14 protein-coding genes are annotated in these 14,660 nt (G+C 65.8%); 7 read left to right on the top strand and 7 right to left on the bottom strand.

Annotated elements, in window-relative coordinates; translation table 11 throughout:
* Positions 1–29: 29 nt before the first annotated feature.
* The 3 genes from ACVIJ6_RS07795 to ACVIJ6_RS07785 form a co-directional block, all read right to left on the bottom strand.
* Positions 30–1,028: a LacI family DNA-binding transcriptional regulator gene (locus tag ACVIJ6_RS07795; protein ID WP_456776928.1), complete on the bottom strand. Its 999-nt coding sequence runs from the start codon at positions 1,026–1,028 to the stop codon at positions 30–32.
* A 310-nt stretch (positions 1,029–1,338) separates the two neighbouring features.
* Positions 1,339–3,183 (bottom strand): AMP-dependent synthetase/ligase, encoded by a 1,845-nt coding sequence (locus ACVIJ6_RS07790; RefSeq protein WP_456772216.1) that lies wholly within the window; start codon positions 3,181–3,183, stop codon positions 1,339–1,341.
* Between the two features lie 196 nt (positions 3,184–3,379).
* Positions 3,380–3,745: a nuclear transport factor 2 family protein gene (locus ACVIJ6_RS07785; RefSeq protein ID WP_456772215.1), complete on the bottom strand. Its 366-nt coding sequence runs from the start codon at positions 3,743–3,745 to the stop codon at positions 3,380–3,382.
* A gap of 209 nt (positions 3,746–3,954) precedes the next feature.
* On the opposite strand from ACVIJ6_RS07785, the gene ACVIJ6_RS07780 reads away from it, so the two are divergent.
* The 5 genes from ACVIJ6_RS07780 to ACVIJ6_RS07760 all read left to right on the top strand — a co-directional run bounded on the left by ACVIJ6_RS07780 (position 3,955) and on the right by ACVIJ6_RS07760 (position 9,370).
* A complete protein-coding gene (locus ACVIJ6_RS07780) occupies positions 3,955–4,269 on the top strand; it encodes a hypothetical protein (RefSeq protein ID WP_307768953.1) in 315 nt (104 codons plus the stop codon).
* A gap of 783 nt (positions 4,270–5,052) precedes the next feature.
* Entirely contained in the window at positions 5,053–5,577 is a 525-nt protein-coding gene (locus ACVIJ6_RS07775; RefSeq protein WP_172235337.1) for a hypothetical protein, read from the top strand.
* Positions 5,578–5,936: 359 nt separating this feature from the next.
* Positions 5,937–6,530, top strand: a complete 594-nt coding sequence (locus tag ACVIJ6_RS07770) for an SCO family protein (RefSeq protein WP_456772214.1) — start codon at positions 5,937–5,939, stop codon at positions 6,528–6,530.
* Between the two features lie 96 nt (positions 6,531–6,626).
* Positions 6,627–7,535: a transporter substrate-binding domain-containing protein gene (locus ACVIJ6_RS07765; protein ID WP_456772213.1), complete on the top strand. Its 909-nt coding sequence runs from the start codon at positions 6,627–6,629 to the stop codon at positions 7,533–7,535.
* A 188-nt stretch (positions 7,536–7,723) separates the two neighbouring features.
* Positions 7,724–9,370 carry a lysine--tRNA ligase gene (locus tag ACVIJ6_RS07760; protein WP_456772212.1) on the top strand — a complete coding sequence of 549 codons (1,647 nt, stop codon included), beginning with the start codon at positions 7,724–7,726 and terminating at the stop codon, positions 9,368–9,370.
* Positions 9,371–9,599: 229 nt separating this feature from the next.
* On the opposite strand, the gene ACVIJ6_RS07755 is transcribed toward ACVIJ6_RS07760, so the two are convergent.
* A complete protein-coding gene (locus ACVIJ6_RS07755) occupies positions 9,600–10,361 on the bottom strand; it encodes a carbonic anhydrase (protein WP_456772211.1) in 762 nt (253 codons plus the stop codon).
* Between the two features lie 286 nt (positions 10,362–10,647).
* On the opposite strand from ACVIJ6_RS07755, the gene ACVIJ6_RS07750 reads away from it, so the two are divergent.
* Together ACVIJ6_RS07750 and ACVIJ6_RS07745 are read left to right on the top strand one after the other, a co-directional pair.
* A complete protein-coding gene (locus tag ACVIJ6_RS07750) occupies positions 10,648–10,992 on the top strand; it encodes a DUF952 domain-containing protein (protein ID WP_456776927.1) in 345 nt (114 codons plus the stop codon).
* Positions 10,989–12,083 (top strand): quinone-dependent dihydroorotate dehydrogenase, encoded by a 1,095-nt coding sequence (locus ACVIJ6_RS07745; protein WP_456772210.1) that lies wholly within the window; start codon positions 10,989–10,991, stop codon positions 12,081–12,083. Before ACVIJ6_RS07750 ends, ACVIJ6_RS07745 begins: the two co-directional genes overlap by 4 nt.
* A 58-nt stretch (positions 12,084–12,141) precedes the next feature.
* Here the strand turns inward: ACVIJ6_RS07745 and ACVIJ6_RS07740 are convergent, their stop codons facing one another.
* The 3 genes from ACVIJ6_RS07740 to ACVIJ6_RS07730 form a co-directional block, all read right to left on the bottom strand.
* Positions 12,142–13,446: an MATE family efflux transporter gene (locus tag ACVIJ6_RS07740; RefSeq protein WP_456772209.1), complete on the bottom strand. Its 1,305-nt coding sequence runs from the start codon at positions 13,444–13,446 to the stop codon at positions 12,142–12,144.
* A gap of 147 nt (positions 13,447–13,593) precedes the next feature.
* Entirely contained in the window at positions 13,594–14,328 is a 735-nt protein-coding gene (locus ACVIJ6_RS07735; RefSeq protein ID WP_456772208.1) for an MBL fold metallo-hydrolase, read from the bottom strand.
* A 13-nt stretch (positions 14,329–14,341) separates the two neighbouring features.
* Positions 14,342–14,650 carry a DUF6460 domain-containing protein gene (locus ACVIJ6_RS07730; RefSeq protein ID WP_456772207.1) on the bottom strand — a complete coding sequence of 103 codons (309 nt, stop codon included), beginning with the start codon at positions 14,648–14,650 and terminating at the stop codon, positions 14,342–14,344.
* Between the last annotated feature and the right edge of the window lie 10 nt (positions 14,651–14,660).

Raw genomic sequence — 14,660 nt, 5'->3', positions numbered from 1 at the left:
GCGTCGTCGACGCTGTTGAAGCATGCGGCTCAGGTGCTTTCGCGCTCGATCACCTCGAAGGGCACGATCAGCGTCGCCGGCATCGGCGTGCGCTCTTTCTGCATGTCATCGAGTGCGCCCAGCAGGATGCGGCCGGCCTCCAGCCCGATGTTGCGACAATTCACGGCGACGGTCGTGATCCGTGGCCAGGCCCAGCGCGACACCTCGAAGTCGCCAAAACCGGCAATAGCGATCCGGCCCGGGACCGTCCAGCCGCGACGATGACACTCCATGATGGCGCCGAACGCGGAGAGGTCGGACACGCAGACGGCGGCGTCCACATCCGGCCATTGCTCGATCAGATGAACGATGGCCTGACCGCCTTGCTCCATCGAGATCGGCGGATCGCCGAACGCGATGGTGCGGCCGACCGGCAGGTCGAGCTCCTCGATCGCACGTAGATAGCCGAGCCTGCGGTCGGCGCCGCGGCTGTCGCGCCGGCTTGCGCCGCCGATGAAGCCGATATTGCGGTAGCCCTTCTGGTAGAGCCGATGGACGAGCGCGCGCGATGCCTCGGCATTGGAGAAGCCGACGACGTGATCGATCGGCTCAGCCGGCAGGTCCCAGATCTCCACCACCGGAATGCCGGCGGCCTGCAGCATCCGGCGTGCCCGGGGCGTATGCCGGCCATCGGTGATGATGATGCCGTCTGGGCGGCGCGTCAGCATGGTCTGGACGAGATGCTCCTCCTTCTCGATGTCGTAGTCGGTGGCGCCGAGCAGCATCTGCAGCCCTTGGCCATCGATGACCTCGGTGATGCCGCGGGCGGTGTCGGCAAAGTTGGAATTGTTGATCGAAGGCACCAGCACGGCCACGAAGCCGGTCCGCTTCGACGAGAGCGCGCCGGCCGACAGATCCAGCACATAACCGAGCTCCTCGACGGCGGCGAGGATGCGGCGCCGCGTCTCCTCGGAGACGGCGCCGTCTCGCTTCAAGGCGCGCGAGACGGTCATCGTGGACACGCCCGCCCGCGCCGCGACCTCCGCCATGGTCGCCGGCCGCCTCGGGCTCCGGTTGATCGTCGTCCGGGTCTGCTTCATCGCATGCGCTTGCTCCGGGGGGGACGTTGGGATGCCCGCATGCCTGAGCTGCAAGCGCGACAGGGCGGGGCCGCTTCCGCGCCAGGATACATCGCCTGTGATATCGATAACAATCGCCTGCAGTCGGCAGCCTGCACGGCGCTTTGATCGATCGCGCGATGAACCGCCAGCGTTGGATCAGCCCTTGCTATGGTCGGACGGATCGGATCGTTCTGGTCGATCGGCCGGCTTCGGCTTTCGCGGCGACCCGCGCCGGTGGCTACGCCGCCGCGACCGGCCGCCTCGCATAGATCGCCTCGATTTCCTTCGCGAAGGCGCGCTCGATGGCCGGGCGCTTGTTCTTCAGCGTCGGCGTGATCAGGCCGGCCTGCACGGTCCAGGGCTCCAGCGTCCAATGCACCGCTTTCGGCGTCGCATAGGACGGATAGGCCTTCACCGCGCGCGCGATGTGCCGCAACAGGGAGGCCGCCTCGGCCTCCGTCCCGCGCTGGCCATGGGTGGCGAGCCTTGCCTGCTGCTCGGCCCAGCCCTTCGGGTTGAGCACGACGATCGCGGTCAGGAAAGGTCGGTTCTCGCCGATCACGATCGCCTGCTCGAACAGCGGATCGGTCAGTATCGCGGTTTCGAGATCGGCCGGCGCGATCTTTTCGCCGGTCGAGGTTACCAGGATGTCCTTGATCCGCCCGGTGATCGTGATGCGGCCGTGGTCGATGCGCGCCTGGTCGCCGCTATGCAGCCAGCCATCGGGCTGCTTGATCCGCGCGGTCTCCTCCGGCCGGTGCCAATAACCGAGCATCACGTTGGGTCCGCGCACCATCAGTTCGTTATTGTCGCCGATGCGAACCTCGATGCCCGGCAGGGCGCGGCCGACCGTGCGCGGGTCGTTGTCGTCAGGCGTGTTGACGCTGACCACCGGGGAGGTCTCGGTCATGCCGTAGCCCTGCAGCACCTCGAGCCCGAGCGCGAGGAACAGCCGCACCACCGGCTCGGCGATCGGCGCGCCGCCGCTGACCGCCACCTGCAGGCGTCCGCCGAACCGGGCCAGCACCTTGTCGGCGACGAGGCGCTTGAGCAATGGCCATGCGAAGCGATCGAAGGCCCCGAGCTGCGTGCCGCCGTGCTGCGCATCGAAACGGCGGTTGCCGATTGCGATCGTCAGATCGAGCAGCGCCCGTTCGATCGGGTTGGCGAGCGCGCGGTGGTGCATGACCAGGGAGAAGATCCGCTCATAGATGCGCGGCACCGAAATGAGGATGGTGGGGCGGACCTCCACCAGATCCTCGGCGAGCTGCTTCACCGAGCGCGCATAGGCGACACAGGCGCCGATCGCGATCGGGTAGTAGTAGCCGGCGGTCCGCTCGAACGTATGCGACAATGGCAGAAATGACAGGAACACATCGTCCTGACGCGCCGCGAGGCGCTGATGGATCGCCTTGAGGTTGGAGACCACATTGTCGTGCGACAGCATCACGCCTTTCGGCCGGCCTGTTGTGCCCGACGTATAGACGATGGCGGCGAGGTCGTGCGGCACGACGGGCACGATATTGTCGTGCGACATGGGGGCGCCAGCCGCGTCCAACCAAGTGTCCAATGCCTTTAGGCGCGGGTCGCCGGCCATTCCGGAGCTGGCGCGCAGCTCGGCACAGATGATCCGCTTCAGGTCGGGCATCGCCTGGCCGACGGCGGCGATCTCGTTCCAGCGCTCGTCCGAATCGACCAGCAGCAGCCGGGCGCCGCAGTCGGCGAGAATGTAGGCGATGCTGTCGGCATTATCCACGGCGTGCATCGGCACCGGCACCAGGCCGAGCGACAGCGCCGCCTGATCCATCGCGAGATGCGCAACGCCGTTCGGCATCAGGATGGAGGCGCGCTCGCCGGGTTCGAAGCCCTCTGCCGCGAGCGCCCGTCGCCAGCGCTCGACGAGGGCGTCGATCTCGCGCCACGAGAGGCTGGTCCATTCGCCGCGACGTGAGTCGAAATGACGATAGGCCTGCTTGTCGGGGCTCTGCAGGCACCGCCACCGCCACAGCTCGGGCAGCGTCGCGATGTCGGCCAGCGCGCCGGCCGCCGCGGGGGGATGATCGATGGGACCTGATTGCTGCACGCCCGTCTCCGGCGATCTGTAAGGTGTCGCGATGTGCCGCTCTTGCAGCGGCGGATCGCGGCCGACCTTGACGTAGCGCAATTGCGCACGGCCAGCCCCCGCACCCCGGCATGGGAGACCGGCGCCAGCGGGAAGGCTCGATCCTATCCGGATGCGGCAGCGCTCCGGATCGGAGCGCTGCCGGTCGCTGACGTTCTCAGGCGCCTTCCGGTACCTTGTCGAGAAAGCCGATGATCCGATGGATGCGGCCGTCCTTCAGCTCCGCGACGTCGCTGCCCTCGATCGGACTGCTCTCGCCTGTCGGGCCGAGCTCCCAGCGAAAGCGGACATAATCGCCATGGCCGTTGGCCGCCCCGATCAATCTGAAGCTGTAGTCGGGAAAGCGTTGCTGCACGCCGGCCACCAGCGCCTCGATGCCCGTGTGCCCATCGCCGCGCATCAGCGGGTCCACATAGGTCGCGTCGGTGGTCCAATGCCGCGCGAGCAGCTCGCGACGTTGTGCGGATGTGCGCGCATTCCACAGCGCGATGTAGCTATCAGCGATGGCGGCGATGTCGGTCATCGGTGCTCTCCATGTTGTGAACGATGATGAGGCGATGATCGCGCCCGCCGTGTCGCGAATCGATTACGTCGGACGTCATCTCATATCGCATGACGAAACTGTAAGTTGCCGATCTGCAGCGCCCCGCATACGAGCGCGCAGAGACGGTGCGGAGATCGCGTTGCATGTTGTCCGACACTTGGAAATTGATCGCAGTTGCGATCTGTCTCGTGCTGTTCACGGCCGATACGGTGCTCAAACCGCAGGACAAGCCCAATCGCATGGTGTTCTTCGAGCTGCATCGGGGCGAGAGCCCGACCGTGATCGGCATGATGCGCGATGATCTGCGCAAGCTGCCGGGCACCGGCGCGAGCCGCATCCGCGACGCGTTGGCGCGTGGAGAGACGTTAACGGTCTGGCAATATGCGTTAAGGAAAACTGAAGACGGCAGTTATCAGGAAGTCCCCGACAGGCAGATCCAGCTCGGGTCTGCCGATGCCGCGCTCGTGACCTTTGGCGCCCGCATTCGTTTGCCGAACGATTAGTCGATGGACGACATCTGGCGGGGAATGCGCATCCTCGGGCGCGCTCCCGCCGAAGGTTGGGACGATTCCAGCCCGAGTGATTCCTGTCCGAGTGATTCCCCTCCAAGCGAGGTCTGCCGAGGCGCGGCTGCGCGCTCCTGGCCCGCGCAAGTCGGCAGCGTTGCGCTGCAACCGACTGCAGCGGGCCGAGTGCTCTCGGCGGCTCAGGCGACGACGCGTGATCGGCTGCGCGTCGATCTGATTCGCGCGGCTGACGGTCGGTCAGCGATCCGCATGGCGGCGATCGCCTGGCGTTGAACAGGTCGCGCAAATCTCGTGAGCGCACGATTGTCCAAAGCGCGGCGTGCACCTCTCATCACGCGCGCGAGACAACGGTGATTGCGCGTCGCTCGCCGGGCGGCCGGCGTGAGCTGCAGCGCCCGTAATTTCCCGGTGTTCAGCGCTGCGTGATCCGCGAGCCGCGCAATAGGGCGATGATGGCGAGCTCTCGCCTTGCTCGTGGCGCGCCGGCCATGCTCGGAACCCGGGTGGGGCGATTTTTTCGCCACGGCAACCGCTGGTGCAGCCGCCTTGCAACACTTGCTCTGAATTTGGCTCTGCTGGCTGCGCTGTCCTGGACAAAAACGCGATCTCGAAACACGCTGCGTTAGCGATTTGGATCTGACTGTCGTGTTCCGGTTCTGGGGAGCGGGGTGCGTCGGTAAGGTCGGCGCAATCCAAGCATCACAAGAAGCGCATCACAGTCGGTCAGATCGGCTTCGCCGGGTTGAACTGGGGCTCGACATGAAATTCTGGACGGGGTTGCTCGCGGTTGTTCTGTTGCTGTCCGGCGTCGGTGCGAGCCATGCCGTTGTCAGAATCGCCGATGACCGCGGTGGCCGGATCGGTACCTATGTCGACAAATATCAGGGGCTGCGCTCGTCCGGTGAGTATGTTATCATCGACGGTCTGTGCGCCTCGGCCTGCACCATCGTCCTGGGCGCCATTCCCCACGAGAAGATCTGCGTCACCTCGCATGCCAATCTCGGCTTCCATGCTGCCTGGGATTTCGGTGCCAACGGCCGGGCCGTTACCAATCCCGAGGCGACCCAGATGCTCTATTCGATGTATCCGTCGCCGATTCGCCGCTGGATCTCGCAGCGCGGCGGCCTGACCCCGCGAATGATCTTTCTGAAGGGCAAAGAGCTGCAGGCGATGTACAAGCCCTGCTACATGGATGCCCAGGCCTCCTCGCCAGCCCCGGCTCAGGTGGCGCCGAACGCCCCGGCGATGTCGCCGGCGGCTGCCAAGGCGTCCGCCGCGCACTGAACGGACGTCCTCTCCCCCGGCCAAGTTATCGCCTCGGTCCCGTAGCGCTTGCCTCGCTCGTCGCTGCGGCCTATCTGAGAGGGCGAGAGGCGGGCGGCTGCTTGTGCCATTCTGGGGCAGTGGCCCCGCCGAATGAGCAGGCCATCATGCAGCCTCTTTCAGCGCCGCAAGAATCAGCACCGCAAGGAAGAGTGTCCGCAGCGGCCAGCCGCCTGACGGCGGTGCTAGCTGGCGTTGCGGGGCTCGTTCTCCTGACGGGGGCGGTCGGTCTGTGGGGGAAGTATGGGACGGCTGTGTTCTTCGAGATCATGGCTGCCGGCCTTCGGGCCTGCTTCTGAGAGAGAGTGAAGGAACTCGGCATGCCGCGTAATGTCACGCGCCCGCTCGTCATCGTCGGCGCCTTTGCCGCCAGCCTGGTGGTCGGGCTCTCACTGATGTTCCTGATCATGGGGGGCGGGCGGAATATCGCGGCGCCGGCCGCGATCGGCGGCCCGTTTCAACTGACGGATCAGAGCGGCGCCGTCGTCACCGAGCAGAGCCTGCAGGGACGGCCAACCCTGATCTTCTTCGGCTTCACCCATTGTCCGGACGTCTGTCCGACCTCGCTGTTCGAGATCTCCGAGGTGCTGCGCGCCATGGGCAAGGACGCCGATGGCGTCAACGCCTACTTCATCTCGGTGGATCCCGAGCGGGACAATCCGGCGACGATGAAGGACTACCTCTCGAGCTTCGATCCGCATCTGAAGGGGTTGACCGGCGATCCCGAGGTGCTGGCCAAGGTGCTCACCGAATACCGCGTCTATGCCAAGAAGGTTCCCCTCAAGGATGGCGATTACACCATGGACCATACGGCCCTGGTGTATCTGATGGATCGCAATGGCCGATTCGTTGCGCCTTTCAACCTGAAGCGGACCCCGGAGGAAGCAGCGGCCGACCTGAAAAAGTACCTCTGAGCATTAACGCTTAGGGCGGAGGGTTGTCCTGCGCCGAATCCAGCCTCGAATTTGCGCTTGGATGGTCTATAAGGCGCGCTGACCTCGGGACCGCAAATGCCGACCGCCTTGTCACAGCCTGCGAAGTCGATCTTTACCGCCCGCGCCGCCATTGCGGGCCTGCTGCTCTGCATTGGCGTGGCCGGTGCTGCGTCGGACGCGCATGCCCAGGCACCGATCAAGCCGCCGGTTGAGGCTGCGCCACAGGCCGTGCCCGGCTTCTGGGATCCGCGCCGCCGTCCCGAGCGGCCGGATCTTTCCCGCCTCACCGTGATCCGCTTCCTGACCGAGACCGATTATCCGCCGTTCAACTTCACCGGTCCGGACGGCAATCCGGCCGGCTTCAACGTCGATTTGGCGCGAGCCATCTGCGACGAGATCAAGGTGACCTGCACCGTCCAGATGCGCCGCTTCGAAACCCTGCTGGACGCGCTCTCCTCGAACCGCGGCGATGCGATCATCGCGTCGATGGCGGTGACGCCGCAGATGCGGGCGCGGCTGGATTTCTCCGATCCCTATTACCGGGCGCCGGCGCGCTTCGTGTCCCGGCGCGACGCTGTCTTGACCGAGATCCGCCCGGAATTTCTCGAGGGCAAGAAGATCGGCGCGATCGCCGGCACCGCCCATGAGGCCTATCTCAAGGCGATGTTCACGGATGCCGAGATCAAGGCCTATCCGAATGACGAGGCGCTGCGGCAGGCATTGCGGCGGGCCGAGGTCGATCTGATCTTCGGCGACGGCATTTCGCTGGCGTTCTGGGTCAACGGCACCGATTCCGCCGATTGCTGCGCCTTTTCCGGTGGACCTTTCGTCGAAAGCCGCTATTTCGGCGAGGGCGTCGGGATCGGGGTGCGCAAGGGCAATGACCTGCTGCGCCAGGCCCTGAACTGGGCGCTGTTCCGGGTCTGGGAAAAAGGCCGCTACACCGATCTGTGGCTGCGCTATTTCTCGATCAGCCCGTTCTAGAGTTTCACCTGTCAGGTGGGCAAAGGCGCATTGCGCCGCGCCCATCATCGCTACGCATCCACCGTCATTGCGAGGAGCGGAGCGACCAAGCAATCCAGGAGCCGCGCGTGAGACTCTGGATCGCTTCGCTACGCTCGCGATGACGCCGTGTGTTAGTTTTCTGCTCCTTTGAAGAACCGGTAGTTCAGATGTCCACGATCGACCTTGTCCCCACCAGCCCGAGCGACCTGCGCGCGCTCGCCGAAAACTCCAATGCCTGGCCGTTCGAACAGGCGAAAGCGATCGTCAACCGGCTGAAGAAGACCCCTAAGGATGAGGTGCTGTTCGAGACCGGCTACGGCCCGTCCGGCCTGCCGCATATCGGCACCTTCGGCGAGGTCGCGCGCACCACGATGGTGCGCCATGCCTTCCGCGTGCTGACCGAGGACAGGATCAAGACCCGGCTGCTGGCGTTTTCCGACGACATGGACGGCCTGCGCAAGGTGCCGGACAATGTGCCGAACAAGGAGATGCTGGCGAGCCATCTCGGCAAGCCGCTGTCGCGCATCCCCGATCCGTTTTCGAACGAGTATCCGTCGTTCGCCGCGCACAACAATGCGCGGCTGCGCGCCTTCCTGGACAGGTTCGGGTTCGATTACGAATTCGCGTCCTCGACCGAGTACTATACCTCCGGCAAGTTCGATGCAGCGCTCTTGCGCATGCTGGAGCGGCTGGAGAAGGTGATGGCGATCATGCTGCCGTCGCTCCGCGAGGAGCGCGCGGCGAGCTATTCGCCGTTTCTCCCGATCTGCCCGCGCACCGGCCTCGTGCTGTACGTGCCGATCGTCGAACACGACGCCAAGGCCGGCACCATCTCCTATGACGACCCCGAGACCAAGGAGCGGATGACCGTCCCGGTGACCGGCGGGCATTGCAAGCTGCAATGGAAGCCGGACTGGGCGATGCGCTGGCACGCGCTCGGCGTCGACTATGAAATGGCGGGCAAGGACCTGATCGATTCGGTGAAGCTGTCGGGCAAGATCTGCGCGGCGCTCGGCGGCACGCCGCCGGAGGGCTTCAACTACGAGCTGTTCCTGGATGAGAAGGGCCAGAAGATCTCGAAGTCCAAGGGCAACGGCCTGACCATCGACGAATGGCTGCGCTACGCCTCGCCGGAATCGCTGTCGCTGTTCATGTATCGCGAGCCGAAGGCGGCGAAGCGGCTGTATTTCGACGTCATCCCGCGCAATGTCGACGACTACCAGCAGTTCCTGGAGGGCTTTCCGAAGCAGGACCCCAAGCAGCAGCTCGGCAATCCGGTCTGGCACATCCATTCCGGGACGCCGCCGAAGGCCGACATGCCCGTCACCTTCCAGCTGCTGCTGACGCTGGTGTCGTCGTCGAACGCGGAGAATGCCGAGACCCTGTGGGGTTTCATCGGCCGCTACCGGCCGGGCGTGACGCCGCAGACGCATCCCAAGCTCGATGCGATGGTCGGCTACGCCATCAATTATTACCGCGACTTCGTCGCGCCGACGAAGACGTTCCGCGAGCCGACCGAGGGCGAGCGGGTGGCGCTGCAGGACCTGCGCGATGCGCTGTCCAACCTGTCTGCGGAGGCGCCGGCCGAGGACATCCAGAACGTGGTCTACGAGATCGGCCGCCGCGAGCCGTTCCTCGACCACGCCAAGAAGGGCAAGGACGGCCGGCCCGGCGTGTCGCTGGACTGGTTCAACATGCTCTATCAGGTGCTGCTCGGCCAGGAGAAGGGCCCGCGCTTCGGCTCCTTCGTCGCGGTCTACGGCCTCAACAATGCGGTGGCGATGATCGACGGCGCGCTGGCGCGGAGCGCGTGAGGCAAGCTGATTGCCTCTCGCGGTGTCGTCCCGGCCTTGAGCCGTAGTGATTGCTGGATCAGCCGCGTTGCCGCGAAGCTCTCTGCTGTCATCGTCCGCAGGCGGACGATCCAGTACGCCGCAACTCACCTGTCCAAGCACCGGAGCTGGTGGAATGCTGGGTCGCCCGGTCAAGCCGGGCGAGGACAGCGGAATGCGTGGCCGCGTCAGTCCGAAGCGGCCACGTCAGCTACACGCCCTGCAGCACGAAGCGGCGGTCGAGCTTCTGCACCGGGCGGGCGTTCATCGGATAGAGCTTGGCGAACTTCGCCACGTCGGCTTCCGCCACCTGGATCGGATCGGCCAGCAGCAGCCACTCGACCACTTCCGAGCAGGGCGGCGTCGTCAGCGAGCCGGCATAGCGATAATACGAGCGGCGGTTGGGCAGCATCTGGTTCGGATTGATGCGCGCATCGGCCTTGACCGCAGGACCTTCCTTGTCGGGCATCGTCGCCACGATCTGCGCAAAGGCAGGATTGGGACGGCCCGTCGTCATGAGCACGCCGACCACGGCGAGCCCGCCCGAGGCGGCGCGGTGCACGAAATGCGCCTCCATCGGATAATTCTTGCCGCCGATCTGGTGCTCGCTCGGCCGATGGAAATGCACCTGCAGCAGCTTGTAGGTGGTGCCGTCGAGCTTCAGGGTGCCGCTGCCATCGGCGAAGTTGAGCTGGATGGTGTGGCCGTTGTTGACGATGGTGTCGGCGGTCTTGGCCCAGCTCAGCTTGAAGTCGGGCAACCGGGCCTGGGTCGCGTGCTCGATGTCGATGGGAGATTGCTGGCTGCCGATGCTGCAGACCTTGTTGGCCGCATCGAGATCGCCCCATTTGGCGGGGCCGGTTGCCCCCTCATAGCTCCAATGCGGCGCGCCCTCGGCGGTAAAGCCCGGCTGGGCGCAGATAGGACAGAGGGCGAGCCCGGCGAGGGCCTTCAGGGCGTTGCGGCGGTTCATGGCAATCTCCAAAACGACAGGTGTGATGCGTGCAATCGGTGCGGCGCGTCGGCGCAGCATTGGGCGCGAGCGCGAGTCGCAGGCCCCAGAAGAGCCGAATTCGGTTAATCCTTGCTGAGGAACGGGCCACATCCGGGTGAACCCGTGATGACACGGGACAACTTCAACGCGCCGGCGCCGACCGCCGCTGGACAATCGATGCTTGAGTTCGCCGACACCTGCCGATACGGTCGTCCGCATCCCGAAAAACATCAGCAAACTCAAGATCGAGCAGGATCGCGCGAAGGTGCCCAAAATCTACAAAATCTGCTCAGCTTCGGCCTGGCGCGAGGCGGAGCGGCAGGGCGTCTATCGCGGCAGCGCCGACGATCTGCGCGACGGATTCATCCATTTCTCGACCGCGGCCCAGGTGCCGGAGACCGCGCGAAAGCACTTCTTCGGGCAGAACGCGCTGTTCCTGGTCGAGGTCGAGGCCGACGCGCTGGGCGCCGCGCTGCGCTGGGAGCGGTCCCGCAATGACGAGCTGTTCCCGCATCTGTATGGCGAGCTCGATGTGGGCGCCGTGACTGCGGTTCACCAGATGCACAGCCGGGCCGATGGCGGCCACGACATTCCGGAACTCACGCCGTGATTCGCGCCTTCGATCAGCTCTCGCTGCCGCTGTTGCGCTGGCTCGATGCCGAGGACGCGCACCGGCTCGCCATTCAGGGCCTTAAGCTGCTGCCGGCGATCAAGCCGCGGCCGGACGATGCCAAGCTCGCGGTGCGGGCCTTCGGGCTGAACTTTCCGAACCCGGTCGGCATGGCCGCCGGCTTCGACAAGAATGCCGAGGTGCCCGACGCGCTGCTGCGGCTCGGCTTCGGCTTCGTCGAGATCGGCTCGGTCACGCCCCGGCCGCAGAGCGGCAATCCGCGCCCGCGGCTGTTTCGCCTGGAGCGTGACGAGGCAGTCATCAACCGCATGGGCTTCAACAATGACGGCGCCGAGATCGTGCTGCGGCGGCTTGCCGGCCGCGCCAATCAGGGCGGCATCGTGGGCGTCAATGTCGGGGCCAACAAGGATTCGGCCGACCGCGTCGCCGATTACGTCCGGCTGATCGAGACCTTCGCGCCGGTCGCGAGCTATTTCACCGTCAACATTTCCTCGCCGAACACGCCGGGCCTGCGCAATCTGCAGCAGGCCGCGCAGCTCGATGAGCTGCTGTCCAAGGTATTGGAAGCACGCGACCGCGTCCGGCGCAAGGCTGGCGACACGCCGGTGCTGCTCAAGATCGCGCCCGATCTCAGCCTGGCCGAGCTCGACGACGTCGTCCATGTCGCGCGCTCGCGCGGCGTCGACGGCATGATCGTCTCGAACACCACGCTGGCGCGGCCGACTACGTTGCGCGAGCCGTTGCGCGCCAAGGAGCAGGGCGGATTGTCGGGCCGGCCGCTGTTCCGGCTGTCGACCCGCATGGTGGCGGAGACGTTCGTCCGCGTCGAAGGCGCCTTCCCGCTGATCGGCGTCGGCGGCATCGACAGCGGCGGCGCCGCTCTGACCAAGATCCGCGCCGGTGCCAGCCTGATCCAGCTCTATTCCTCGCTGGTCTACAAGGGGCTCGGCCTGGTCGAGAGCATCAAGGCCGACTTGACCTCGACCTTGCTGCGCACGGGGCGTGACTCGCTCTCGGAGATCGTCGGCGCCGACGCAGCGACCATCACCGCCGAGGACTGGCCGGTTTAGTTGTGGCCGAGCGGTGCGGCATTCTCCGCTGTCATCCCCGCCTGCGGACGATGACAGTTTACAACGCTGGGCCAGCCGGGCCTTTCCCGAACGACGCCTTCAGCAGTGCCGGATAACGCGCGGCCTGGAAGCCGCCGCGCGCGGCGTAGAAGCCGAGCATCGCGATCCACAGCCCCGTATTGCCGAAGCCGCGCAGTGCAAACCAGATCGCGAGGAACACGGCCAGCGCCGCCACCATGAGGTTGCGCATGTCGCGGGCCCAGGTGGCGCCGATATAGACGCCATCGAACGCGAAGGCGAACACCGACAGCAGCGGCGAGGCTACCACATAGGGCAGATAGTCGCGCGCGGCGCTGCGCACCGCTGGACTCGCCGTCATCACGTCGATCAGCGCCGGGCCGAATAGCGCCAGCACCACGGCGACGACGAGCGCGAAGCCGAAGCCCCAGGCGAGCACCAGCCGGGTGGCGCCGGCAAACGTGTCCCTGTTGCGCGCGCCGTAAGCATAGCCGCAGAGCTGCTCGGCGGCGTTGGCGAGCCCGTCGAGGAAGAAGGCCGCGACCAGCAGGAAATTGTTCAGCACTGCGTTGGCCGCGAGCGTCGTGTCGCCGGCGCGCGCGCCCTGCGAGGTGAAGAACAGGAACGCCACGATCATCGCCGCGGTGCGGATCATGATGTCGCGGTTGACCGCCATCATGTGCATCAGCTTGGCCCGGTCGAACAGCGCGCGCCGCGATAGCGTGGCCGCGGGCCTGACCAGCCGATGCGCCAGCAGCAGGCCGATCGCGACCCCGAAGGTCTCCGCGATCACGGCGGCGATCGCCGCACCGGCAATACCAGTCTCCAGCACCTGCACCAGCAGGATGGTCGCAGCCATGTTGATCAGATTGATCGCGACCTGCACCGCGAGCGCGAGCCGGGCGCGCGCCAGGCCGACCAGCCAGCCGAGCAGGACGTAATTGGCGAGCGCCAGCGGCGCCGACCAGATTCGGATCATGAAATAGGTCCGGGCAGCACCGCGCACGGCCTCGCTGCCGCCCATCAGCTCGAACAGCACCGCCGCGAGCGGCACCTGCACCGCGATCAGCCCGAGGCCGACCAGCCCCGCCAGTGCGAGGCCGCGAATCAGGACCATCAGGATCTCGCCGCTTTCGCCGGCGCCGAGCGATTGCGCGGTAAAGGCGAGCGTGCTCGCGCGCAGGAATGCGAACAGCCAGAACAGGCAGTCGAAAATCACCGAGGCCATGGCCACGCCGCCGAGCATCGCAGGCGCGCCGAGCCGGCCGATCGCGGTGGTCGCGACAATGCCGATCGAGGGCGTGGTCAGGTTCGCGATCATCGCAGGCCCTGCGATGTCGAACACCTGTCGGCTGGTGATGGCTGGCCTTTTGAATCCCGGTGAATGCAACGGATTGCTCGCTCGCTTGGCCGGGTCGCAATGCGTCGCGCTGGTGCGGCGGATCTCAGCCTCGGTCAGGACCCGAGCTTAGCCGGTGTTCCCGGTATGAGGCTACAGATCAATCGTCATACCGTCATGCGCCGCTGCATGCGGCAGGGTCTCCAGCCGGGAGAGCATGTCCGGGCCCAGATGGGTGAGCACGAGCCGCTTCGGCCTGATCACGTCGAGATGCGCCGCGAGCGCAGCCAGGCTGAGATGGTTCTTGACCGGCCTGTCGAACGTATAGGCTTCGGCGATGAACAGGTCGGCGTCGCGGCCCAGCGGGATCAGGTTGTCGGTCCATTCCGTATCGGCCGTATAGGCGATCACGTGTCCCTCGGCCGCGATGCGATAGCCGAGAAACGGCCCGCCCGAATGGCCATGCACGACCGCAAACGGGGTCACGCCGATGTCGCCGAAGCGCGTCGTGCGCTCCGGTGTGAGCTCGATCACCGACAGCTCGAACTTGCGTGGCGTCGACGAGGAATGCTCGAACAGCGCCTCCATCACCTGCGTCAGCCGCGTCGCGATGCCGGCGGGGCCCGCGATCACCAGCGGCTGCGTCCGCTTCGAGAACTGCGCGTCGAGCAGCAGGAACGGAAGCCCGGCGAAATGGTCGCCATGGAAATGCGTGATCAGGATCAGCGAGACATCGTTGCAGGCGATGCCGAGCCGCTTCAGCGCCGGCAGCGACGAGGCGCCGCAATCAATCAGGAGATTGGTGCTGATGCCCGTCAGGTGGAAGCAGGTGTTGGACCTGCCACCCGATCCGAACGCATCGCCACAGCCGACGAAGCGGAGCTGCATCGGCTGTGTCCTGTCATCTGCCGCGCGGCGCGAACAGCCGCGACAGGAACCAGAGCGGGATGACGATCACGGCGCCGAGCAGGAAGTAGCGCCACAGCCAGTTAAAGGCATCGAAGCCGAGCTCATAGAGCCGGATGAATAGCAGCCGGATGCTGTGGATGATGTTGAGCGGATCGAAGCCGATCGCCGACAGCACCACGCCGACCAGGATCGACAGCAGCACCAGCCGGAACGCCACCGACAGCGGCGAGCCGCCGAGAAAACGATACAGGCTATCCGAGCTGCGGGCGCGGGCCGGATAGTCCCTGATGTCATTCGACATGTCATCGTCT

The organism is Bradyrhizobium sp. USDA 4369 (assembly GCF_054056435.1).
Note: the sequence above shows the minus strand (reverse complement) of the source record. Positions and strands in the feature narration are given on the sequence as shown.

What these genes read in the sequence shown, in the direction of transcription:
- ACVIJ6_RS07730 (WP_456772207.1), bottom strand. Translation starts at nt 14,650, where the DNA reads ATGTCGAATGACATCAGGGACTATCCGGCCCGCGCCCGCAGCTCGGAT.
- ACVIJ6_RS07755 (WP_456772211.1), bottom strand. Translation starts at nt 10,361, where the DNA reads ATGAACCGCCGCAACGCCCTGAAGGCCCTCGCCGGGCTCGCCCTCTGT.
- ACVIJ6_RS07770 (WP_456772214.1), top strand. Translation starts at nt 5,937, where the DNA reads ATGCCGCGTAATGTCACGCGCCCGCTCGTCATCGTCGGCGCCTTTGCC.
- ACVIJ6_RS07760 (WP_456772212.1), top strand. Translation starts at nt 7,724, where the DNA reads ATGTCCACGATCGACCTTGTCCCCACCAGCCCGAGCGACCTGCGCGCG.
- ACVIJ6_RS07795 (WP_456776928.1), bottom strand. Translation starts at nt 1,028, where the DNA reads ATGGCGGAGGTCGCGGCGCGGGCGGGCGTGTCCACGATGACCGTCTCG.
- ACVIJ6_RS07785 (WP_456772215.1), bottom strand. Translation starts at nt 3,745, where the DNA reads ATGACCGACATCGCCGCCATCGCTGATAGCTACATCGCGCTGTGGAAT.
- ACVIJ6_RS07775 (WP_172235337.1), top strand. Translation starts at nt 5,053, where the DNA reads ATGAAATTCTGGACGGGGTTGCTCGCGGTTGTTCTGTTGCTGTCCGGC.
- ACVIJ6_RS07765 (WP_456772213.1), top strand. Translation starts at nt 6,627, where the DNA reads ATGCCGACCGCCTTGTCACAGCCTGCGAAGTCGATCTTTACCGCCCGC.
- ACVIJ6_RS07735 (WP_456772208.1), bottom strand. Translation starts at nt 14,328, where the DNA reads ATGCAGCTCCGCTTCGTCGGCTGTGGCGATGCGTTCGGATCGGGTGGC.